Genomic DNA, 22,869 nt, shown 5'->3' with positions numbered 1-22,869 from the left:
AGACCAGGTGAAGTTCGTTGACCTGGCCTCGGAAATGGGATTCAAGTACACGCTGATAGACTGCGGATGGGACGTGAACATCGGCAGAGAACGGATGAAGAAGCTTGCGGAGTATGCGCGCTCCAAAAATGTGGACCTGTTCCTGTGGTACAGCTCGAGCGGCTACTGGAACGACATCGTGCAGAGCCCTACCAACCGGATGGACAGCCCGATTCCGCGCAAACAGGAAATGAAGTGGCTGAAAGAAATCGGCGTAAAGGGGATCAAGGTGGACTTTTTCGGAGGCGACAAGCAGGAAACGATGAGGCTCTACGAGGCCATCCTGAGTGATGCGGACGACTACGGCCTGATGGTCATCTTCCACGGGTGTACGCTGCCCCGTGGATGGGAGCGCATGTATCCCAACTACGTGGGGAGTGAGGCGGTGCTTGCTTCCGAGAATCTGATATTTAACCAGCACTTCGATGACATGGAAGCGTTCAACGCCTGTCTGCACCCGTTCATCCGCAATGCAGTGGGCTGCATGGAATTCGGAGGGACCTTCCTGAACAGGCGCTACAACCGCACGAACGACGGGGGAACGACACGCAGGACAACGGACGCCTTCCAGCTCGCAACGGCCGTGCTCTTCCAGAATCCCGTGCAGAACTTCGCTCTCACGCCGAACAACCTGACCGACGCTCCCCGGCAGGCGCTGGACTTCCTGAGGGAGGTTCCCACCACGTGGGACGAAACAGTATTCATTGACGGCTACCCCGGGAAATACTGCGTATTGGCACGTCGGAACGGGAAGCGATGGTACATTGCCGGGATAAACGCCGGGGAAGAGCCCTTGAAGCTGGAGCTGGACCTCCCGATGTGCCGGAAGGGGGACAAAGTGGCTTGCTATGCGGACGGCAAGGGGCGCAGCCTGACGGTGGAGCAGAAGGAAATCAAAAACCCGGCACGGGTGGAGATAGTCATTCAGCCCGAAGGAGGCGTAATCATAGTGAAATGACCTTGTCTAAATCATTCATATTTATATTCACATACACTCATCAGAACAACCGCTTGTCTGTTTGCTGGCAAGCGGTTGTTCTGGTTCAAACAAGCAGCCACCTTTAGATTATCCGGTACAACTGCTACATGGGAATCCGGCATCATCTACAAATCATGCACAAAACGATGCCAAATCCGTCAACACACATGATTCCACATCCTACACTCAACTATTTTCTTTATATTTGGCAGAAGAACAACAGAAAAAACCATGAAACATGTTTTCTTTATAATCTGCCTGCTGAGTACTACCGTTTCCGTAGCACAAACCTACACGGTAAAACGGCTCGGATTGGAAAAAGGACTGTCAAACAATTTTGTCCGGGACATCGCGGAAGACAAGAACGGATTCCTGTGGTTCGCTACGGAAGAGGGCCTGAACAGACTTGAGGGAAGCTCGTTCTTCAACTACTACAAGGGAGAAAACGGAGAACCAGGAATCACAGGCAACGAACTGAACTGTCTGCTTGACGATCCGGAAGAGCCCATCCTATGGATAGGAACACAGCGCGAAGGACTGAATGCATACAACTACAAAACCAACACATTCACCGCATACCGCCACCACGAAGAGGACTTCACAAGCCTGATTACCGACGACATCACAGATATCAGTCCTGCATCGGACGGAAATCTCTGGATCGGTACCTACTGGAGAGGGGTAGACTATCTGGACAAACAGACGGGACAATTCACACACTACAACCAGAAGACACTTCCGCAACTCCCCGAGAACACGGTATGGACTACCATGGACGACGGCAAAGGAAACCTGTACATAGGACATCAGAATCAAGGGCTCAGTATTCTGTCACTTAAAGACAAACGGGTCACAAACTACAAAAACAATCCGGTGAATCCCCGCTCGATTCCGGGCAACGAAGTCTTGTGCATCTATCAGGACCGTTCCGGAAGCATCTGGATAGGAACTAACAAGGGACTGGCATTCTTCGATCCGGAAAAACACGCCTTTATCCGGGTCGGCACGGAAGAATCCCCCTTGTCCGGACGCATCCACGACATTCTCCAGACAGACGACAACCAACTGTGGATAGCCACAGAAAGAGAAGGGATCACCGTCATCGACCTTTCACAACGTTTCTTCTCCTCTTCAAAGGACATGAAGATACGGTCCATCGGAGAGGGAGACAACGAATATAGTCTGAGCGGTTCCAGCGTGCGTTGTATCTTTCAGGACAGCTATGGAAATATCTGGACAGGACTATGGGGCTCAGGAATCAATTTTCTCAACAACGACGCTACCCTCTTCAACTCCTACCGCTACTCGCCGAACAGTCCGGGAAGCGACCTAAGTACGAGAATCGCAAGCACCGTATGTATGGACAGAAAGGACAGATTATGGATAGGAACAGACGGAGGGGGAATCAATGTACTTGAAAACGGACAAAGAACCGCTACCTACACTGCGCACGGCGGACAAATCAGCGGCAATTCCATACAGACCTCACTCTGTGACTCAGAAGGAAACCTGTGGTTCGGCATCTATGAAGGAGGTATCATGTTCTATGAAACGGGCAAAGGCTCCTTCCGACAAATTTTTCCGGACAAGTTGCGCGACACAGATGTCAGAACACTCGTCGAAGACTCCGACGGACAAATATGGGCAGGTACTAGCAATGGAATATACCGGATAGAAAAACATACGCAGACAATAACGGAACACTTCGACTTGCCCAACAACTTGGTCCGTTCCCTACTCAAAGACCGGGAAGGAAGAATGTGGATAGGTACTTTCGGAGGAGGACTGCTACTTTATTCTCCCGACATGAAACCGCTCAGAACATTCGACAGATTCAACGGATTCCCTTCAAATACCATCAACCATATCATCGAAGATTCCAGACAGAACATATGGATCGCTACTGGAGACGGACTGGTGAAATTCGCTTGCCAACCGGAACCGGACTACAAGGTTTACCGACGGACAGAAGGACTCCCCAACACCCACATTCAGGCAATGGCCGAAGACAATATGGGAAACATATGGCTAAGTTCAAACAAAGGGATCTCATGCCTGATGAAAGATAAAGAGCTGTTTTATAACTATAATGAAAAAGACAATATCCCGCTGGCAAGCTTCACCCCACGGAGCGTATATAAAGACCGCAACGGAAACTTGTATTTCGGTTCCATTGACGGACTGTGCTACTTCAATCCCGCATTTGTGCTGACTCGTCGGGAGTCTCCCGAAGCTGTCATATCCCAAATACGGATAATAGCCCCCCTTTCGTTTCCGAAAAACCGCGAAACAGAAATACAACTTACCGGAGAACGAAGTGTCAAGTTAGAATACCGACAGAACAATTTCAACATTTCATACTGTGTCTTGAACTTTGCACTAACCGACCAAGTGGAATACGCCTATATGCTGAAAGGAGTTGAAGACTCATGGTACACAACCGGCAACCTCAGTAATATCACATTCCGCAACCTCCCCTACGGTTCCTATGAGTTCATTGTAAAAACCCACATCCGCAACCAAGAATGGTCGAAAGACTCGGCATCGCTCCGCATCACCGTCATGCCTCCGTTCTGGCTTTCATGGTGGGCGAAATTGTGTTATGCAATTCTGGGTATAGTCATACTGTTTATCATCCTGCACGCTTACAAACAGAGAATTAACCTGAAATACCTGTATGAGTCCGAAAAATGGAGTCATGAACAAGAGCAAAAGCTTAATGATGAACGCTTGCGATTCTTTACAAACATTACGCACGAACTGCGTACACCCCTGACACTCATCATCGGTCCGCTGGAGGACATGCAGGAAAGCACTACACTCACTGGAAAAGACAAACGGCGCATCTCTGTAATCCATCAAAGCGCTGTCAGGCTGCTCAACCTGGTCAACCAAATATTGGAATTCAGAAAAACTGAAACTCAAAACAAGAAACTGTGTGTATGCAAAAGCAACATCGTTTCTGTCGTCTATGAAACAGGATTGAAATACAAGGAGCTCAACAGAAATCCGCATATTGCCATATCTATCCATACAGAAGAAGAGAATATGGAACTTTTCTTTGATAAAGAGGCCATAACCATTATTTTAGACAATCTGGTTTCAAACGCACTGAAATATACTGAGAAGGGACAAATAAGCATTGGTGCGCAATGGGTAGAAGAACAAAATGTACGCTATCTGGAGCTAAGTATCCGAGATACAGGATATGGCATCAGTCCGGAAGCGCTCTCTCATATTTTTGAAAGATATTACCAGGAAGGCAGTCACCACCAGGCTTCAGGAACAGGTATCGGGCTGGCTCTAGTAAAGAATCTGGTAAACCTGCACGAAGGCACAATCCAGGCTGAAAGCCAACTGAATGTAGGAACGGTTTTCAGGATACGACTTATTGCAGCAAACACCTATCCTAATGCCTTGCACAAGGATGAAGAAGAAACATCTTCTTCCAAGACACCGGATAAAAACGATCCGGAAGAAATGAAACAAAACACGCTTTCGGACAATCAGCATCCTGTTGTTTTAATAGTAGAGGATAATGAAGACATTATGACCTACATCGTTGATTCGTTTACCGACTTATATGAAGTAAAAACCGCAAGAAACGGAAAAGAAGGAATGGAAATCGCACTAGAAAGTATACCAGACCTGATTGTCAGCGATATAATGATGCCGATAATGGACGGAATCACCATGTGCCGGAAATTGAAAAAAGACATACGGACCAGCCATATCCCTATCATTTTACTTACTGCCAAGGACACACTGACAGACAAAGAAGAAGGATATCTGTCGGGGGCTGACTCTTATCTGACCAAGCCCTTCAGCGCAAGCCTCCTTCACAGCAGGATCAATAACCTTTTGACACAGCGCAGACACCTTGCAGAACACTATTCTGAGAAAATCGTTTCAGAAAAGATTACCACCAAGGAACTTGAAGAGAAACATTCGATAATTACGGATTCGCTGAACAAGATAGACAAAGAGTTTCTTGATAAAATGAAACATATCATTATTGAAAACTTATCGGCGACAGAAGCCATTGACATCAACTACCTTGCAAGCACCCTCTGCATGAGTTCCTCCACACTCTACAGAAAAACGAAAGCATTGACAGGAATGTCTACCAACGAGTATATCCGAAAAATCAAGATGCAGCTGGCTGAAAAAATGCTTCTCGAAGGCAAATATAACATATCGGAGATTGCCTTTAAAGTCGGAATAAACAGTACAGTTTATTTCCGCCAATGCTTCAAGGAAGAGTTCGGACTCACTCCATCCGACTATCTAAAGAAAATCAAGGAAGGCTGACATCCTTTGTTTACTTCCTGACTTCCACAAAGGAAGAAAGAATACAAATCCATCACGCAACAGAAACCTGCCGACATAAGAAGGGCTGCACCAGTATCTCTACTTTGGCGCAGCCCCTTTATTTTATCCGGCAGTGCACATGCGTACAACCTGCCATTTGTCAGCAAACCTTATGCTTTCTTCACCTCGCCTTCTCCTACCTGTGCCGGCATCTTGTTGCCCAACAGCAAATAGGCAACAGGAGCTGCAACAAACAGAGAAGAGAATGTTCCAATGACAACACCCAGAATCATCGCAAACGAGAAGCTGCGAATGCTGTCACCTCCAAGAATGATGATGATAAGAAGCACAATCAACGTACTCTGACCTGTGTTCAACGTACGGGCCAATGTTGTATTCAGCGCATCATTGAACATCTTCGCACGCTCACGTGTCGGATACAGATGGCTGAACTCACGCACACGGTCGAAAATAACCACCTTATCATTGATAGAATAACCGATGATTGTCAGCACGGCACCGATAAATGTCTGGTCAACATCCAACGAGAACGGCATGATACCATAGAACAATGAATAAGCACCGATAACCAATACAGCATCAACAGCCAATGCTACCGTAGCACCGATACTGTAGGCGATATTGTTGAACCGAATCAAAATATACAGACCGATCGCAATCAGCGCAAGCACAACCGCCCACACAGCAGAAGTTTTCATATCATCTGCGACACTCGGACCAACTTTCTGCGAACTGATGATCGAACATCCGTCCTGCGTATCACGGTCGACAAAGTGCTCGAGAGTAACGCCTTCAGGAACCAGATTGCCTTCCTTCAGGGATGTATACAGCAGACTCTCGATTTCAGAATCGACTTTCGGATCATTTTCTTCAATACGATAGTTGGTCATCACGCGGATTCTTTTTCCGTCTGTTCCCAAAGCGATGGCCTGCACATTTGCGTCACCTACCTTCGCGTCAAGCAGATCGCGGACTGTTTCCGGCTGAACCACTCTGTCGAACTGAACCACAAAGTTACGTCCTCCGGTAAAGTCGATACTTTGCGACAAGCCACGAGTAAAGAACGAAACAATGCAGATCAACAGCAAAACGCCCCATATCGTGAACGAGCGTTTGATAATGCCCATGAAATTATAATGTACGTTCTGGAACAGATTCTTTGACACTCCCGTAGAGAATGTAAGATGCTGCCATTTGTCTTTCTTCATGTAGTGTTCGTAAACCAGACGAGTCATGAAAACGGCTGTAAAGAACGAACAGAGAATACCGATAATCAATGTCGTAGCAAATCCGCGGATTGGTCCTGTACCGAAATAGAACAAGATAACACCCGTGATGATTGATGTCAGGTTAGAGTCGAAGATTGCAGAGAATGCACCCGAATAACCGGCAGAAACCGCATCTTTCATTGTTTTTCCAAACCGCAGCTCTTCTTTTGTACGCTCGTAAATCAACACGTTCGCATCGACAGCCATAGCCAGAGAAAGCACCATACCGGCGATACCCGACAATGTCAGCGCCGCCTGGAATGAAGTCAGAATACCAAGCGTGAAGAAGAAGTTGAAGATCAAGGCACCGTTGGCCACCATACCCGGAATGAAACCGTACATCACACAAAGATAAGCCATCAGCGCGATCAAAGCCACGATAAACGAAACAAGGCCCTGATTGATGGACTGCTGTCCCAACGACGGACCTACGATATCTTCCTGCACGATACGCGCAGGAGCCGGCATTTTACCAGACTTCAGCACATTCGCCAAGTCCTTGGTCACTTCCGGAGTAAAGTTACCGGTGATTTCAGAATTTCCTCCGGTAATTTCATTTCTTACATTCGGCGCACTGTATACATAACCGTCGAGCACGATAGCGATTTCCTTGCCGATGTTCTTTTTAGTCAGCGCGGCCCAACGGCGGGATCCGTCGTTGTTCATCGACATCGTTACACACGGCTTGTTAAACTGGTCGTAAGAATCTCTAGCGTCAGTAATCACATCTCCTTCCAGCGGAGCGCGTCCGTTACGTTCTGTAGAGCGGATAGCATAAAGTTCAAAGATGCGTCCGGTCTTATCCATGTCGGAAGCCTTGACTCCCCACATCAGTTTCAGGTCGCGGGGCATGATTTCTTTAACGCCCGGCATATTCAGAATTGCATTTACAGCAGCTGTATCCTTATAGTCTGCATATCCCACGATAGATCCCATTCCGCTTTGGTTGGGCTGGAACACAGACAGCAAGGGATGATCTTTCTTGTACTGTTCTACATTTGCTGCAGAGTTGTCTACCGTTTCACCTTTCAACACAGCAGCAAGACTGTCCTTGGAAGAGATGGCAGCCGAAGCCTTTTCCTTTTCAACCGCAGCCGAATCCACCTTTACAGAGTCGGTTGTTGAACCCAGCAGCAAACGCGCGCGTTCGTCAGCCGAAACGAGAACAGGCACAATGTCTTTCGCTTCATAAGTTTCCCAGAACTCAAGATTTGCCGATCCCTGCAACAGATTTCTGACACGTTCAGGCTCCTTGATGCCCGGAAGTTCAACCATGATACGGCCCATTGTTCCTTCCAGTGCCTGGATATTAGGCTGAACAACGCCGAAACGGTCGATACGGGTACGCAACACATTGTATGAGTTGTCGATAGCGGCCTGTACTTCCTGACGCAATACGCGTTCTACCTCAGCGTCTGTACTGCGGGTGTTGACCTTGTCCTTCAACTGTTGTGTCGCAAAAAGTTCGGCCAACGTTCCGTCAGGAGCCTGTTTCTTGTACTCTCTCACAAATAAAGTGATGAAATCCTCCTGGCTTGTCACCTGCTGTTTGGCCGCTTCTTCAACAGCCTTATTGAAGGCTGCATCCGGTTTGTTGTCAGCCAATGCCTTTACAACATCAGGCACAGACACCTCCAGAATCACGTTCATACCACCTTTCAGGTCCAATCCCAACCCGATTTCCATTTCACGGCATTGTTTCAGCGTATAGACACCGAGCCATACCTTCTGGTTCTGCATGGAATCCAGATAATGGGCAGCACCTCTGGGATCCTTTTCCGCCTTGTTCATCTGATAGCGAGTGACAAACGAGAACGAAAGGTAGAAGATGCAGGCAAGTGTCAGTAATACCGCAAAAACCTTTACAAATCCTTTGTTTTGCATGTTACTTTAGTTTATTATATTAATTTTTAATTTGATACGTTTATTCAAGGTTGCAAATATAGTTTTTTTTCATCAGATAAGCCGAAACGATTGCAAATATTTAAACTTTTGATTACAAAAAGCTTGATTATGCAATCAAACCGTTTACTTCAATCCGCGGGATTCCAGCAACGGCTCAAGGCTCGGCTCAGCGCCGCGGAAAGCCACATACATCTTCATCGGATCGTCAGATCCTCCTTTCTCAAGGATATTCTTGCGGAAGGAAGCGGCCGTTTCCTGATCAAACAGCCCATGCTCCTTAAAGGCTTCAAAAGCATCCGTATCCAGGCGTTCCGCCCACAGATAACTGTAGTATCCGGCATCGTATCCGCCCATGATATGATTGAAATATGTAGCACGGTAACGCGGCGCGATTTGAGGAATCAGACCGATTTTATCCATCAGCTGTTTTTCAAAGCCCATGACATCCAGACTGTCCGTAGAGGTCAGGCAATGCAGTTCCATGTCCAGAATGGCCGCAGCCAGCAGTTCTGTAGTCATGAAACCCTGATTGAAATGCGACTGGTTTTCAATTTTCTTTATAAGATCGTCAGGAAGAGCTTCGCGTGTTTTATAATGCTTCGCATAGACCTTAAGCACCTCAGGAGCCATAGCCCAGTGTTCCATAATCTGGGAAGGAAGTTCCACAAAGTCCTGTGCAACGGCAGTTCCCGAAACGCCCTTATATTGGCAATTTGTCAGGAATCCGTGAAGCGCATGCCCGAATTCGTGAAACATGGTCCGAGCCTCATCCAATGTAAGCAAGGAAGGAAGATCGCCTGCGGGTTTGGTAAAACTTGCCACATTGTAAATAAGCGGGCGCACATCAGCCGAAGCCTCACGGAAATTGCTCATCCATGCACCGCTCCGTTTGTTGGAACGGGGCATATAATCGCTGTAGAATATCCCCAGCAAAGACCCGTCACCATCATTCACAATATACGTCTTTACATCCGGATTATACACAGAAATGCTGTCCGTCGGAGTCAATGTCACGCCATAAAGCTTGTTCACCACATAGCAAAGTCCATTATGCACATCTTCCTGGCTGAAATAAGGCTTGATTTCATCCTCATTCAGATCATATTTCTCTTTGCGAAGTTTCTCTGCATAATACCACCAGTCCCATGCCTCCAGCTTTTCGCCTTTTCCCTCGCGGTCCATGATTGCCTGCAACTGTGCAGCCTCCGACTTGGCTTTCCCGATAGCATATCCCCACAGCTTATACAGAAGGTCAAGTGCATTTTCAGGAGTCTTCGCCATGTTTTCCGCCAACTGATATTCAGCATAATTGCTGTATCCCATCAGCCTGGCCTTTTCCAGACGAAGCGTCAGAATCCGTTTCAGGAGTTCTTTGTTGTCATTTGCGTCACCGTGGTTTCCCAAATTGATATAAGCCTGATAAATATCCTTGCGCAGCTCTCTGTTTTTTGCATACTGCAACAACGGCAGACGACTGGATTCTTGCAGGGTGAACACCCATTTGCCTTCTTTTCCGTGGGCTTTTGCCTCCTGGGATGCCCCTTCAACCACCGTTTCAGGAAGCCCTTCCAGATCCTTCTTATCGTCAACCACCAACAAATATGCGTTGTTGTCGGCAAGCACATGATTGCCGAACTCGATGGTAAGCGTAGCAAGCTCTTTGTTGATTTCGCGCAAACGGGCCTGTTTGGCTGAATCCAGCGCAGCCCCTGCACGTACAAACCCCTTGTAATATTTATCCAAAAGATAATGCTGTTCGGTTGTCAGCTGGATTTTCCCTTCAGCTTCTTTATCATGCACAGCCGCAACGCGCTTATACAAATCCTGATTCAAATAAATATTGTCGCTGTGTTCTGAAAGCATTGAGGCGAATTTCGTTTCCAGCTCCATCAGCTGATCATTGGTATCAGCTTCTGTCAAGGCAAAAAACACACCGCTGACACGATCAAGAACCTCCCCACTCTTGTCAAGCGCGACAATTGTATTCTCAAAAGTTGGTTCATCCGCATTTTCCACAATCGTCCTAATCTCTTCATTCTGTTGGTCAATGCCGGCCAGGAAAGCCGGTTCATAATGTTCCACCTTGATGCGGCTGAAATCAGGAGTGCCATAAGGAGTCTGAAACTCCGCCAGAAACGGATTCTCGCTCTCGTTCGTCTTCTGTCCGCACGCACATACCAAACACGTCATAGCTGCAGCAATTACAAGTTGTTTCATTATCAATACTCAATTTATTAAGGTTATAATTTCTCTACCACACACCACAAAGGATAATGATCTGATGCAGATATCGAATTGTCAACATCTGCTTCCAGCACCCTGAATCCCTCGCCCACCATCAGATGATCGATCCGGAAATAAAGAAAATTCCGGTTATATGAAAAGCCGGGTCCCCTTCCGGCCTCTATATACGCATCATGCAGGCCTCGTCCGATGATCCGGTGGGCATACGACAAGGGAGAATCATTAAAGTCGCCGCATACAAGCATATACCGGCACTTGTTTCCAACAATAGCCTGGGCAACGGAATCCGCCTGAGGAGCGCGGAGCGCCGCAGCTTCAGCCAGCTTCCCCAACAAATATTTGCCTCCGCTCTTCACATTCTTTTCGCCCGGAGATTTCAGAATTTCTTCATAAACCTGTTTGTCATGAGCATCCAGCTTGTTCGACTCCAGATGATTGCAAACCACTGCCATCGTATCTTTATCCAGTTTCAAACGCAGCAAGAAGCTGCCGTTGCTTACGCTTTTGTAGCCGATACGTTCGACCGAAAGAATCGGATACCGTGAAAGACACGCCATCCCGTTCCATCCGGCGACTGCAAAAGTTTCAACATAAGGATAGAACGAAAGAGCTTTCCGGATTTTCTCGTCATGAACCGGATACTCCTGCAAACAAACCACATCGGCATCCGACTTGCGGATATACTCGACAATCGGATTTACAGAATCCCCCTTTTCTACAGGCATTCCCATCACATTGTATGTCAGGAATTTCAAGGTTTCCTTTCCTTCTGCTTCTTCCTTGTGCCCCCATGGAGCATAAGATCTGATGCTTCCCCATCCCGCCAACAGGAACAAGAATGGAACCAGACTAAATTTCCACTGCACAAAGAGCCAGAACAGCAGGAACAAAGCGTTCAGAAAGAGAAAGAAAGGAAAAAACAGTCCCGCACATGACAACACAGGATGTGCTACAGGAGATAAATACTGGCTATAAGAACAAAACAGAAAGCCAGCCCCTGCCAGCAAATTGGCAAGCAACGCCAGGCCCTGCAATGTATGACCGATTATATTCATTTCATTACCTCACTTCATTTCTTGCTGGCATCAAACAGCTTCCTCTTCTCTTCTTCAGACAGACTGCCATATCCAGACTTGCGGAGCTTGTCGAGAATGCGGTCCACCTCAGCCTCCCTTTCCTTTTTCATCGCATTATAATCGTAATCTTTCTGCTTGTCGCCATAATGCACTTCCATTTTAGGCCTCTTCACCCGGCGCGGCCCGGACAGACCGGAAAACCAGTCCAAAATGCCGTTTATCCATTTGGTCGCATCGTGTCCCTTCGACAATCCCGCTGCAAACCACCAGCCGGACAAGGCTCCTCCCAAATGCGCGATATGTCCTCCTGCGTTGGAAGATGTCATGAACAGCAGATCCAGAACGACCATAAAAATCGCTACATATTTCAGACGCACCGTACCGAAAAACATCAACTGCACCGGATAGTTCGGCTCACGAACACCCGCCGCCACCACAATGGCCAAAACCGAAGCGGAAGCACCCAACAAATAGGAAAAATATACCTTATCCTCAAAATAGGGAAAGACATTATACGAAAGGATATAAAGCAGACCACCGCAAATTCCACCCAGCACATACAGGCCGCGCAGATGCTTCGACGAAAAGAAGTTCAGAAACAGCCGTCCGAACCAGTACAGCCAAAGCATATTGAAAAGAATATGAAACACATCGGCATGCATAAACATGTAAGTGAAGAGCGACCATGGCTGACGGATAAAAGTTTCGGGCCATGCAGGCAGTTCAAGCCATTTTATCCATGAAACGAGCGAAAGATTGAACAGCGTGGCTATCACGTTAAATACAGCCACCACGATAAACACAGCCACATTCACATACAGAAGCTGTGTGACAATATCGCCCTGTACGAATTTTCTCCGCAAATCAGTAATAAATCTTCCCTCCGCCATTTTTCTTTCTCCAATATAAAATCAGTATCAGACCAAAAAGCATACCGCCAAGATGGGCGAAATGAGCAACTCCGTCACTGCCGCCCAGCCCCAAAAACAGTTCAAGCACAGCATAACCGATTACAAAATATTTCGCCTTAATCGGCATCGGAATAGGAAAGACAAACATCTGACTGTTCGGGAAAAGCATTCCGAATGCCAGCAGGATACCGTAAACAGCGCCGGATGCTCCCACCGTTGTCAGTTCATTCAAAAAGCCTTCCATGGAGATGATGCCGACGCCCGTGTCAACTGAAGCAAAGTTTGACCATACAAACACATACTCCATACCCCACACCAGTTCCTGAACCAGTCCGGCACCTATTCCGCACACGATATAATAAGTAAGAAAACGCTTTGGTCCCCACACCTGCTCCAACACACGGCCAAACATCCACAAGGCAAACATGTTGAAAAAAATATGCGAAAAATTGGCGTGCATAAACATATAGGAAACCAACTGTCCTATATTGAAATCGGACGCCAGAAAGAAGTGAAGTCCTAACAGATGGTTGATGTCAATTCCATATCTTTCAGCCACAAACATGCCCAAAAAGCAGAGCACATTTATAATCAGCAGATTTTTCGTTACTGTCGGTAAATTGTTCATATATCGTTAAATCATTGATTTTGTTGCAAATGTACTACATTATTCTTTTACGGCAAGGAGTCTGCCGTTTTTTTGGCCATGCTGTCGCGCAGCACGAGCAAACTTTCAGGCCCCATATTGAACAGCAGATCGGCAACGCTCAAATTGGGAAGGAAACCGAACTTACGCTCAAAAACCTGATAATAAGGAGCTGCTACAAAGTCCGGATCCGACTCTTTATAGTTCCTTTTCGGATGAATCAGCTCCCGGAAATCATCTGCATCCGGAATCTCGGCCGCAAAATCGTCAGTCGGAGATAAAACCGGACACAAATCAATCTGTTCACAGACCCAGCGGCAGAGTTCCATATTGAAGTCATACAGAAACGCATATTTCTTGACAAAAAAAGCCTGAAACTCGTCGGCATAATAGTCAAAAAACGGACTGTGCCGATAGGCTGCTACAAAGGCATTCCAATGCACATGCCTCCAGTTGCCGTGGTCGGAAATGCGCACATCCTTCATCAGACACTTCAGGGCATCACCCTTTTCTGTGGGTACAGCAAGTGCCAGCGGCCCTTCGGCAGAAGCAATCACACAACGGTTTCGGTAGGTCTGCTTCATGTAATGATCAAAACGCTCAATCCGTACATCGCCGTAGGCAAAAAGTTTTGTATAATATTCAACAGGGCCCAAATAAGCGGAACCCAAAACCACTTTCTGTTTCATTCGCTCATATCCTTGTTCATGTGCCTCCATCATTCTATTCTCCTCATAAACCGGTTTTCGCGGGATGAGTACCAGATGCGCCAGGCTTTTCCTATCAAATGGTCATCGGGAACGAATCCGAACAGACGCGAATCACACAAGTTCACCGGATCATTCGAGGCCATCCAATAATAATCTTTCGTAAAAGTAAAAGAATCCGTCCGTCTGCCTTCCACATAAAGCACGCCATCCTTCACCTCGGCTGCACGGTGTTCGTGCGCTAGAATGGTATTGCACAGCAGTTTGATGTTCCACGGATAAACCTTCACAGCCCTGCCCTTTCCGGGAACAACATACGGATGCACGTCCCGGCGATTGCCCCGGTTCATCGGGAGCAGGGAAAAACGGTTTTCCAAACGCTGCGAAATCAGGTAATATTCATAATGACTGAAGCTGCGTATGTAGTTGCCGTCTGAGGTATATCCGGCCAGCGTGTTGTCATCCAGCCCCAGCGAAGCAAGCACAGCCTGCATCGTGTCTTCCATCACAGCCGGATAAGCATACAGCGCCTTGCTGTCGGGACTGAGAACTTCTCCCTGGATTTCAGACAGATTCCGGTCAAGCATCAGCGTGTCGCCGGGCAAGCCAATGCAGCGGCTTATGAAAAGCTCGCGGCTTTCTATCCGGCTGTCCGGGTCGTGCGGATGGGGATTGTTGAACAGCACGATATCTCCTTTCGTCACGGGCGAATCCGCAATCCGGTGATAGCCGAACACTGAAGGAAAAGGCATACGCAGCCCATAGCTCCATTTGCTGACCAGTATCCGCTCGCCTTCATAAAGGCTGTTCTCCATGCCGGAAGAGGGGATGACACAAGCCGTAACAAGGAACATACGCACCAGCACAACTGCTGCCACAATGCAGCCGACTGCCTTTGCCCACCATTTGCCGGACTTATTGATCCACATAAATCATTTGATGGAATCCACAAAACGGAACAGGCGGTTCCAGCGGATTTTGCCGTCCGTCCAATTGCGGTCGGGATCGAGCGACAGCCAGATAAATACCGGCTTTCCTACGATATGGTCTTCCGGAACGAATCCCCAGAAACGCGAGTCGGCCGAATTGTGACGGTTGTCGCCCATCATCCAGTAATAGTCCATCTTGAATGTATATTTTGAGGTTTCCTGTCCGTTGATATAAATCTTTCCGCCTTTCACTTCGAGCGCATTGCCTTCGTAATTCTTGATGGGACGCTCATAAAGCGGAAGATTGTCGAGCGTCAGATCAATGCTGGCACCTTTTTTCGGAATCCATACCGGCCCGTAGTTGTCTACCGTCCATCCGGTCTGTTTATTGTTCGGATACAAGCCTCCGGCATCGTCATCGGGCACATTCTCAATGGAAACGACCAGATCCTTGCGCCCCAGCAAAGCAGCCTTGGCAGCTTCGGTCAGCGGCATATTATAGGTAGACTCTTCCACAAAATAAGCGCTCAGGTCTTCTTTGCTGATTCCCAGCTCATGGCAGAAGTCTTCGGGAAGCACCCCTTTCGTATGCACCAGATAACGGTACTGCACATTGTCAGGCTCCTTGTTGGGCTTGCCGTCAAGGTAAACGATGCGGTTCTTTATCTGCAAGGTCTGTCCGGGAAGCCCGACACAGCGCTTTACGTAATTTTCTCTCCGGTCTACCGGACGTGTGATCACTTTGCCAAACATCTGGGGATTCTCGTCGATGTATTTTCTTCCCGCATTGTAGTAGAAGTCAAACACTTCGCGCTGCTGCTCCGGAGAAAGCCGCGACATGTCGACGGGCTGAGCCAACTGCCTGCCCAGCTGATAGCTCATGCGATAGATATCTTCGGCTGGATTGCCTGTAGCTACAGTATCGCCGGCCGGAAAGTTGAAGACAACGATGTCGTTCAGCTTTACCTGCCCCAAGCCCGATACACGCTTATAGTCCCAATGCGGCCATTCAACATACGACTTGCAGTTGAACACCGGCAACGTATGCTGCGTAAGAGGCATGTGAAGAGGGGTCTGCGGAATGCGCGCCCCATAACTCATCTTGCTGACAAACAGATAATCGCCAACCAGCAGAGATTTCTCCAGAGAAGACGACGGAATGACATAGTTCTGGAAAAAATACAGATTGACAAAATAGACGGCAACCAGGGCAAACACAATCGCGTCAACCCAGCTCATCACGGCCAGCACCGTCTTGTTCTTCGACTTTTTCCACCATGTCCAGGGGATAAGCTTCGTGATATACGCATCGAAAATAAACGGAATCACCACCAGGCCCAACCAGCTCCGAAGCCAGATCAGAAAAATGACATACAATACCAGAACCGTGGCAAACTTGATCCACTGCCTGCGAGGGGTCTGGCTTATCTTTTCAGCGAAGCATGGCTTTCCGCCGGAAGACAAACATTCTTTCATACGCTTCTTCTATCTGTTAAAATTGAAACAAATCGCTCATTCCCAGAAAACCGCTGTGGGTCGCCGTATATTCGGCAGCCAGCACGGCGCCAAGCGCAAACCCTTTCCGGTTTTTCGCGTCATGGGTTATGACAATCGAGTCTGCCTCCGATTCATAGCGGACGGTATGAATGCCCGGCACTTCTCCTCTGCGGACTGCGCTTACGGGGAACTCATCGGGAGCACATTCGACAGTTCCGGTCACGCTGCCGTCAGGAGCTGTCAGCGTACCCATCACCCACTTGTTCTTGCGGTCCAGATTTTCAATAATGCCTTCGGCCAGCGTAATGGCGGTTCCGCTCGGAGCATCAAGCTTATGAACATGATGTGTTTCAACCATAGACACCTCATAATTGGGGAACCTGTTCATGATTTTAGCCAGATACTTGTTGACGGCCGAGAAAATGGCAACGCCCAGACTGAAGTTTGACGACCAGAACAAAGTCTTTCCTTCTTCGGCGCACAAGCGGCGCATTTCCTCGCCATGTTCCGCCATCCAGCCGGTACTTCCGGAAACCACCTTCACGCCTTGTCTGAAAGCTTCCGTGCAATTGCCGTAGGCCACCGAAGGCGCGGTAAACTCAATGGCCACATCAGCCGAACGGAAAGCTTCCGAATCAAAATCCTTACGGTTGTCTATATCAATGATACTTACGATTTCATGACCACGGGAAAGCGCGATTTTTTCGATTTCCTTTCCCATCTTTCCATATCCGATCAATGCAATTTTCATAATACACAAAACATTTTATCCGCAAAGATAGCGTTTTTCGCTATTAATCATTACATTTACCGAACATTTACACCTCGTTAACATGGAACAACTTCTACACTATGTATGGAAACACAAGCTTTTTCCGCTGAAACCGCTGCTTACAGCCGAAGGGGAAAGCATCGAAATCATCGATCCGGGTCAGGCAAACTACAATGCTGGACCGGACTTTTTCAATGCCAAAATCAAAATCGGAGGCGTAGTCTGGGTGGGAAACATCGAAATCCATCAGCAATCGTCCGAATGGGAGCGGCACGGACACCATCTTGACAGCAACTACGATTCGGTCATTCTGCATGTAGCCTCAGAAATCGATGCAAGCGTACGCCGGTCAGACGGTGAAACGATTCCGCAACTGGAACTGCACTGCCCCGGATACCTGTCGGACAACTACCGGCAGCTCATCGAGGCCGACCGCTATCCGGCCTGCTACCGGCTGATACCGGCGTTGCCTAAACTCCTCCTGCACAGCTGGCTTTCGAGGCTGCAAACCGAACGCTTCGAGCAGAAGACCGATAAAATCATGCAGCTCCTCGGACGCCACCGGAAAGACTGGGAACATGTATTCTTCATCATCCTGGCTCGCAACTTCGGATTCGGAACAAACAGCGACGCCTTTGAGTTCTGGGCCGAAACCATCCCCCTGCTGGCGGTAAACAAACACCGCGACAGCCTGTTTCAGATAGAAGCCTTCTTCTTCGGACAGGCGGGGCTGCTCCAGGAAGTGCCGGCCGACGAGTACACGGACAGGCTCATGAAGGAATATACCTATCTGAGCCACAAATTCGGACTGAGGCCTTCGGCAAACAGCCGCTGGAAGCTGCTGAGGATGCGTCCGGACAATTTTCCGCATGTACGAATCGCCCAACTTGCCTCATTCTACTACCGCTCGCAGGGGCTGTTGTCTGCCCTGATGGAGGCGCAAAGCCTGAAAAGCCTGCGCGACATGCTGCGATGCGGCACATCGGAGTATTGGCTGACGCATTATGTGTTCGGCGAAGCTTCACCGCCGCACCCGAAAACACTGAGCAACCAGACTATCGACCTGCTGGTGATAAACACGGTCATCCCTTTTTTATATGCCTACGGCAAATACAAGACCGACAATATACTGATACAACGGGCCAACGGCCTGCTGGAAGAAATGAGGCCGGAAAACAATTTCATCGTACGCATCTGGAAAGAATGCGGGCTCGAAGCTGCACACGCAGGTGACAGTCAGGCGCTGATCCAGCTGAAAAAGAACTACTGCGACATAAAGAAATGCCTTTATTGCCGGATAGGATATGAATATCTCAAAAAGCCTCAATGCGGCGGGCAGTAGAAAGTCTGCCAGACATCGGAACAAATTCTATGGTCCAGCCCGTGAACCGTACGGTCCACGTATGTGGTCCGTATAGTCCAGCCGCTGGACTGTACGGACCAAATGCTGGACTATAAAACCTGCCGCCAGATCACAGGGCTGACGCATTACTAAAGTCATTGATATTCAGAGTATCTGATATTTAGAGATATACTAAAGCCTGATAAAAAGGCTGTTTTTTACCTATAAAATCAGTATATGCTGAATAATAAGTACTTAATAATCAATATTCTTTTTAATGCGTCAGCCCTGCGCCAGATCAGGGCTGACGCATTACTAAAGTCATTGATATTCAGAGTATCTGATATTTAGAGATATACTAAAGCCTGATAAAAAGGCTGTTTTTTACCTATAAAATCAGTATATGCTGAATAATAAGTATTTAATAATCAATATTCTTTTTAATGCGTCAGCCCTGCCGCCAGATCGGCCAGTTTCAACCGGACAAGGAAAGCAAACGGATGCATGCCCTCTGCCCAAGGTTTGACGGAAATTTGATGGCCTTTCCCGAATCCGCACAAGGAACCCCGCATTACTTCCGACAAAATCATTACTTTTGTACAAAAACATAGAATTTATGGAGAAATACATTTTTGAACTGAAGATGAAGGTCCGCGATTACGAATGCGACCTGCAAGGCATTGTTAACAACGCAAATTACCAGCATTATATCGAACATACCCGCCATGAATTTCTGTCTTCCACGGGAATCAGCTTCGCCGAACTGCACCGGAAAGGAATAGACCCTGTTGTCGCCCGGCTGAACATGGCATTCAAGACTCCGCTCACCAGCCAGGACGAATTTGTTTCCAAACTGTACATCAAAAAGGAAGGCATCAAATATGTGTTTTACCAGGACATCTTCCGGCTTCCGGACATGAAGGCTGTCGTCAAGTCAAGCGTAGAAACCGTATGCCTCGTCAACGGACGTTTGGGAGAGAGCGAACTGTTGAATCAAACTCTGGCCCCCTACCTGAACGAATGAAAGACGAAGAACGCCTATATACGCTGGCGCTTACCCGCACGCCGGGTCTGGGACTGGCCGGTGCCCACAATCTGCTGAAAACGGCGGGAAGCGCCGCTGAAATCATACTCCACGCCAAAGAACTGGCCGAGGAGATTCCCGGACTTTCGCCGAAGCTTGCCGGGGCTTTGGGAAAGCCAGACATTCTGCGCATCTGTGAAGCGGAATTGCAGTTTGCCGAGAAAAACGGAATCCGCTGCCTGATACCGTCTGACGAAGCATATCCTTCACGCCTGAGAGAATGCGACGATGCGCCTCTGGCTCTGTTTTATAAAGGAAACGCCGACCTGAACAGCCTGCACATCGTCAGCGTTGTCGGCACACGGAATGCAACCGATTACGGGAAAGAGATTTGCAGAACTTTTCTGCACGACCTGAAAGAAATGCTCCCGGACGTGCTGGTGGTAAGTGGACTTGCTTATGGCATCGATATCCATGCTCACCGGGCGGCTCTCAATCACGGCATTCCCACCGTGGGAGTGCTGGCTCACGGGCTTGACCGGATTTACCCGGCCGTCCATAAACATACGGCTGCCGAAATGCTTTCGTGCGGCGGACTGCTCACCGAATTCCCCAGTGGAACAAATCCCGACAAACAGAATTTTGTCAAGCGAAACCGCATTGTGGCCGGCATCAGCAATGCAACAATCGTCATCGAATCAGCCGTAAAAGGAGGGTCGCTCATCACGGCAGAAATTGCAGACAGCTATCAGCGCGACTGCTTTGCCTTCCCGGGCAGAATCAATGATGAATACTCCGCAGGGTGCAACGAACTGATCAGACAAAACAAGGCGACGCTCGTGCAAAATGCGGAAGATTTCGTCAAAGCGATGTGCTGGGACGTAGAAAACAAGGTGCCCAGAGCCATCCAGCGCCAGCTTTTCCCGGACTTGTCTGAAGAAGAAGAACGGATTGTAAACCTGCTCAAGAAACAGCCGGAAGGAAAACAGATAAACACGCTGGTGGTGGAATGCAACATCGCTATCAACCGGATGGCAGGCATTCTTTTCGAACTCGAGATGAAAGGGGTTATAAAGGCGTTGGCCGGTGGAGTATACCGCCTTCTATAATCTCCCGAAAGCAATATCAAACATTTCTATTTTATGAAAACAGCATACAGCAACATGAAAAAATATATGTATTGCCTCTTTCTTGCGACATTTTCAATCTCTACGCTTTCATGCAAGAACAGTAACAGGCAAAAAATCGGAAACGCAGCACAGCAAAGCCTGCAAACGGAAAAGTCCGTGCAGCAGGAACCGCAGTTCCCTTACCCCAAGATTCCCGAATCGCTGAAGGATCCGGAATCGAGAAAGACGTTTCTTCTTGCGCATTACTGGGATGAATTCAACTTTGCAGATACAGCCCTGGTCAATAACAGCAATGTCACCGAACAAGGGTTTGTCGACCACATCGCCCTGCTTGCCGATACGCAGACGAATCCGGATGAAGCAGAACCCAGCATCGGGAATCTATGCAGGCTCATGTACCCGCATCCGCACGCAAGGCAAGTATTCATGAAACTGTTTGACGATTATCTGTCCGATCCTAACTCGCCGTTCTACAACGAACGACTGTATGCTGCTTACCTGAAACAGATGATCGGGAAGTATGAAACGGATGAAGCCGTAAGAGAAAACTTCAAGTTCAGACTGGATCTGATAAGCAGAAACCAGCCAGGGAAACAGGCTTCCGATTTCACTTACTATCTGCCTTCAGGAAAGACAAGCACGCTCAAGAATACGCAAGTGCACAACAACCGGCTTTTGCTCGTCTTCTATGACCCCGAATGCCCCACCTGCCACCATCTCCTGCAGGAAATGATCAATGACGAGTCATTGAAAAGAGCTGTCGACGCAAACAAACTTTCCATATTGGCTGTCTACACTGAAGAAAACATGGAGGCCTGGCGCAATTCGCTGAAAGACATGCCGGCAAACTGGATTATAGGCACCGACAAGGAAATCATCAGAATGCGCGCACTCTACAATATAAAGTCCATGCCTTCCCTTTACCTGCTGGACGGAAATAAGAATGTGATATTGAAGGACGCTACCTACGAGCAAATACACAGTGAACTTGGACTGTAAGGCTGAAAATAAAAAAGGGAGAACGCCTTCTCCCTCCCTTGTTAACCTTAAATCTAATACTATGAAAAAAATCACGACACAAATATAAGAATACTATCTAAAAAAAGCAACACCGTCTACCTTTCCCGCCCATGTTTTAGTCTTATTTCACACTTAAGACAGGCTGACAAGCGAAACCGGAAAGAAACATACTGTGCCATACACAGCCAGATCCACCACAAAAAACCGTCTTATGGAACAGACAGAAGCTGCTTCCATAAGACGGCAAATTATTTATCAAATAAAAGCTACAGACTAAATCAATCTTTCAATTTGGCCTTGATAAAGTCGCGGTTCAAGCGGGCAATATTGCTGATTGAAACGTTCTTCGGACATTCTGCTTCACATGCACGGGTGTTTGTACAGTTACCGAATCCCAGTTCATCCATTTTGGCAATCATGGCTTTTGCACGGCGGAGTGCCTCAGGCTTGCCTTGCGGAAGCAGATTCAGCTGGCTCACTTTTGCAGAAACAAACAGCATAGCCGAACCATTCTTGCAGGCTGCTACACAAGCGCCGCAACCGATACAAGTAGCGGCATCCATAGCCTCATCAGCAACGTCCTTCGGAATCAGGATAGCATTCGCATCCTGAGGAGCGCCTGTACGCACGCTGATATAACCTCCAGCCTGCATAATCTTGTCATAGGCCGAACGGTCTACCATCAAGTCCTTAATAACCGGGAAACCGGCAGAACGCCACGGTTCTACAGTAATCACATCACCGTCATGGAAACGGCGCATATACAACTGACAAGTCGTTGCACCTGTAGCCGGTCCATGCGGATGTCCGTTGATATACAAAGAGCACATACCGCAGATACCTTCACGGCAGTCATGATCAAATACAACCGGTTCTTTTCCTTCTTCAATCAGCTGCTCATTCAAGATATCCAACATCTCCAGGAATGAGGTATCACCCGGGATATCTTTCATCTGGAATGTATCGAAATGACCTTGTTCCTTCGGTCCGTTCTGACGCCAAATTTTCAGCGTAAATGATATATTTTTATCCATTTTACTTAGATGCT

At 47.9% G+C, this 22,869-nt stretch carries 16 protein-coding genes; 6 read left to right on the top strand and 10 right to left on the bottom strand.

Annotated features, from left to right (window positions below):
• Positions 1–997: glycoside hydrolase family 97 catalytic domain-containing protein (locus QUW60_RS06465; protein ID WP_289559282.1), on the top strand; the 997-nt coding region annotated here is incomplete at its 5' end.
• Between the two features lie 252 nt (positions 998–1,249).
• Entirely contained in the window at positions 1,250–5,329 is a 4,080-nt protein-coding gene (locus QUW60_RS06460) for a hybrid sensor histidine kinase/response regulator transcription factor (RefSeq protein WP_289559280.1), read from the top strand.
• 170 nt (positions 5,330–5,499) lie between these two features.
• Here QUW60_RS06460 and secDF read toward each other — a convergent pair whose 3' ends face one another.
• The 9 genes from secDF to dapB all read right to left on the bottom strand — a co-directional run bounded on the left by secDF (position 5,500) and on the right by dapB (position 17,284).
• Positions 5,500–8,502 carry a protein translocase subunit SecDF gene (gene secDF, locus QUW60_RS06455; RefSeq protein ID WP_289559278.1) on the bottom strand — a complete coding sequence of 1,001 codons (3,003 nt, stop codon included), beginning with the start codon at positions 8,500–8,502 and terminating at the stop codon, positions 5,500–5,502.
• 144 nt (positions 8,503–8,646) lie between these two features.
• Positions 8,647–10,740 carry a M3 family metallopeptidase gene (locus QUW60_RS06450; RefSeq protein ID WP_289559277.1) on the bottom strand — a complete coding sequence of 698 codons (2,094 nt, stop codon included), beginning with the start codon at positions 10,738–10,740 and terminating at the stop codon, positions 8,647–8,649.
• A gap of 23 nt (positions 10,741–10,763) precedes the next feature.
• A complete protein-coding gene (locus QUW60_RS06445) occupies positions 10,764–11,822 on the bottom strand; it encodes an endonuclease/exonuclease/phosphatase family protein (protein ID WP_289559275.1) in 1,059 nt (352 codons plus the stop codon).
• 14 nt (positions 11,823–11,836) lie between these two features.
• Positions 11,837–12,733 carry a rhomboid family protein gene (locus QUW60_RS06440; RefSeq protein WP_289559273.1) on the bottom strand — a complete coding sequence of 299 codons (897 nt, stop codon included), beginning with the start codon at positions 12,731–12,733 and terminating at the stop codon, positions 11,837–11,839.
• Positions 12,708–13,382, bottom strand: a complete 675-nt coding sequence (locus QUW60_RS06435) for a rhomboid family intramembrane serine protease (RefSeq protein WP_258337310.1) — start codon at positions 13,380–13,382, stop codon at positions 12,708–12,710. The genes QUW60_RS06440 and QUW60_RS06435 overlap by 26 nt, the downstream gene beginning before the upstream one ends.
• Positions 13,383–13,429: 47 nt before the next feature.
• Positions 13,430–14,089, bottom strand: coding sequence for a WbqC family protein (locus QUW60_RS06430; protein WP_289559270.1), 660 nt, complete (start codon positions 14,087–14,089; stop codon positions 13,430–13,432).
• 29 nt (positions 14,090–14,118) lie between these two features.
• On the bottom strand, positions 14,119–15,036 hold the full coding sequence (gene lepB, locus QUW60_RS06425; protein WP_289559268.1) for a signal peptidase I: 918 nt from the start codon (positions 15,034–15,036) through the stop codon (positions 14,119–14,121).
• A 3-nt stretch (positions 15,037–15,039) separates the two neighbouring features.
• On the bottom strand, positions 15,040–16,464 hold the full coding sequence (locus QUW60_RS06420) for a S26 family signal peptidase (protein WP_289559298.1): 1,425 nt from the start codon (positions 16,462–16,464) through the stop codon (positions 15,040–15,042).
• A gap of 64 nt (positions 16,465–16,528) precedes the next feature.
• Positions 16,529–17,284, bottom strand: a complete 756-nt coding sequence (gene dapB / locus QUW60_RS06415; protein ID WP_289559266.1) for a 4-hydroxy-tetrahydrodipicolinate reductase — start codon at positions 17,282–17,284, stop codon at positions 16,529–16,531.
• A gap of 82 nt (positions 17,285–17,366) precedes the next feature.
• On the opposite strand from dapB, the gene QUW60_RS06410 reads away from it, so the two are divergent.
• The 4 genes from QUW60_RS06410 to QUW60_RS06395 all read left to right on the top strand — a co-directional run bounded on the left by QUW60_RS06410 (position 17,367) and on the right by QUW60_RS06395 (position 21,800).
• Positions 17,367–18,647, top strand: coding sequence for a DUF2851 family protein (locus QUW60_RS06410; protein ID WP_289559264.1), 1,281 nt, complete (start codon positions 17,367–17,369; stop codon positions 18,645–18,647).
• Positions 18,648–19,263: 616 nt separating this feature from the next.
• Positions 19,264–19,671, top strand: coding sequence for an acyl-CoA thioesterase (locus QUW60_RS06405; RefSeq protein ID WP_258337305.1), 408 nt, complete (start codon positions 19,264–19,266; stop codon positions 19,669–19,671).
• Positions 19,668–20,780: a DNA-processing protein DprA gene (dprA, locus tag QUW60_RS06400; RefSeq protein WP_289559261.1), complete on the top strand. Its 1,113-nt coding sequence runs from the start codon at positions 19,668–19,670 to the stop codon at positions 20,778–20,780. The genes QUW60_RS06405 and dprA overlap by 4 nt, the downstream gene beginning before the upstream one ends.
• 33 nt (positions 20,781–20,813) lie before the next feature.
• A complete protein-coding gene (locus tag QUW60_RS06395; protein ID WP_289559259.1) occupies positions 20,814–21,800 on the top strand; it encodes a DUF5106 domain-containing protein in 987 nt (328 codons plus the stop codon).
• 299 nt (positions 21,801–22,099) lie between these two features.
• Here the strand turns inward: QUW60_RS06395 and QUW60_RS06390 are convergent, their stop codons facing one another.
• Complete coding sequence (locus tag QUW60_RS06390) at positions 22,100–22,855, bottom strand: succinate dehydrogenase/fumarate reductase iron-sulfur subunit (protein WP_258337302.1); 756 nt, start codon at positions 22,853–22,855, stop codon at positions 22,100–22,102.
• Positions 22,856–22,869: the final 14 nt, after the last annotated feature.

This window comes from Bacteroides gallinaceum (genome assembly GCF_030373775.1).
In the GTDB taxonomy this organism is placed as follows: domain Bacteria; phylum Bacteroidota; class Bacteroidia; order Bacteroidales; family Bacteroidaceae; genus Phocaeicola; species Phocaeicola excrementipullorum.
The sequence above is the reverse complement of the archived record's forward strand: the minus strand, read 5'-3'. Positions and strand labels throughout refer to the sequence as shown.

Excerpts from the sequence above, each read along its gene's own strand:
- QUW60_RS06460 (WP_289559280.1), top strand. The coding sequence starts at position 1,250 with ATGAAACATGTTTTCTTTATAATCTGCCTGCTGAGTACTACCGTTTCC.
- secDF (WP_289559278.1), bottom strand. The coding sequence starts at position 8,502 with ATGCAAAACAAAGGATTTGTAAAGGTTTTTGCGGTATTACTGACACTT.
- QUW60_RS06450 (WP_289559277.1), bottom strand. The coding sequence starts at position 10,740 with ATGAAACAACTTGTAATTGCTGCAGCTATGACGTGTTTGGTATGTGCG.
- QUW60_RS06445 (WP_289559275.1), bottom strand. The coding sequence starts at position 11,822 with ATGAATATAATCGGTCATACATTGCAGGGCCTGGCGTTGCTTGCCAAT.
- QUW60_RS06440 (WP_289559273.1), bottom strand. The coding sequence starts at position 12,733 with ATGGCGGAGGGAAGATTTATTACTGATTTGCGGAGAAAATTCGTACAG.
- QUW60_RS06435 (WP_258337310.1), bottom strand. The coding sequence starts at position 13,382 with ATGAACAATTTACCGACAGTAACGAAAAATCTGCTGATTATAAATGTG.
- QUW60_RS06430 (WP_289559270.1), bottom strand. The coding sequence starts at position 14,089 with ATGAAACAGAAAGTGGTTTTGGGTTCCGCTTATTTGGGCCCTGTTGAA.
- lepB (WP_289559268.1), bottom strand. The coding sequence starts at position 15,036 with ATGTGGATCAATAAGTCCGGCAAATGGTGGGCAAAGGCAGTCGGCTGC.
- dapB (WP_289559266.1), bottom strand. The coding sequence starts at position 17,284 with ATGAAAATTGCATTGATCGGATATGGAAAGATGGGAAAGGAAATCGAA.
- QUW60_RS06410 (WP_289559264.1), top strand. The coding sequence starts at position 17,367 with ATGGAACAACTTCTACACTATGTATGGAAACACAAGCTTTTTCCGCTG.
- QUW60_RS06405 (WP_258337305.1), top strand. The coding sequence starts at position 19,264 with ATGGAGAAATACATTTTTGAACTGAAGATGAAGGTCCGCGATTACGAA.
- dprA (WP_289559261.1), top strand. The coding sequence starts at position 19,668 with ATGAAAGACGAAGAACGCCTATATACGCTGGCGCTTACCCGCACGCCG.
- QUW60_RS06395 (WP_289559259.1), top strand. The coding sequence starts at position 20,814 with ATGAAAACAGCATACAGCAACATGAAAAAATATATGTATTGCCTCTTT.
- QUW60_RS06390 (WP_258337302.1), bottom strand. The coding sequence starts at position 22,855 with ATGGATAAAAATATATCATTTACGCTGAAAATTTGGCGTCAGAACGGA.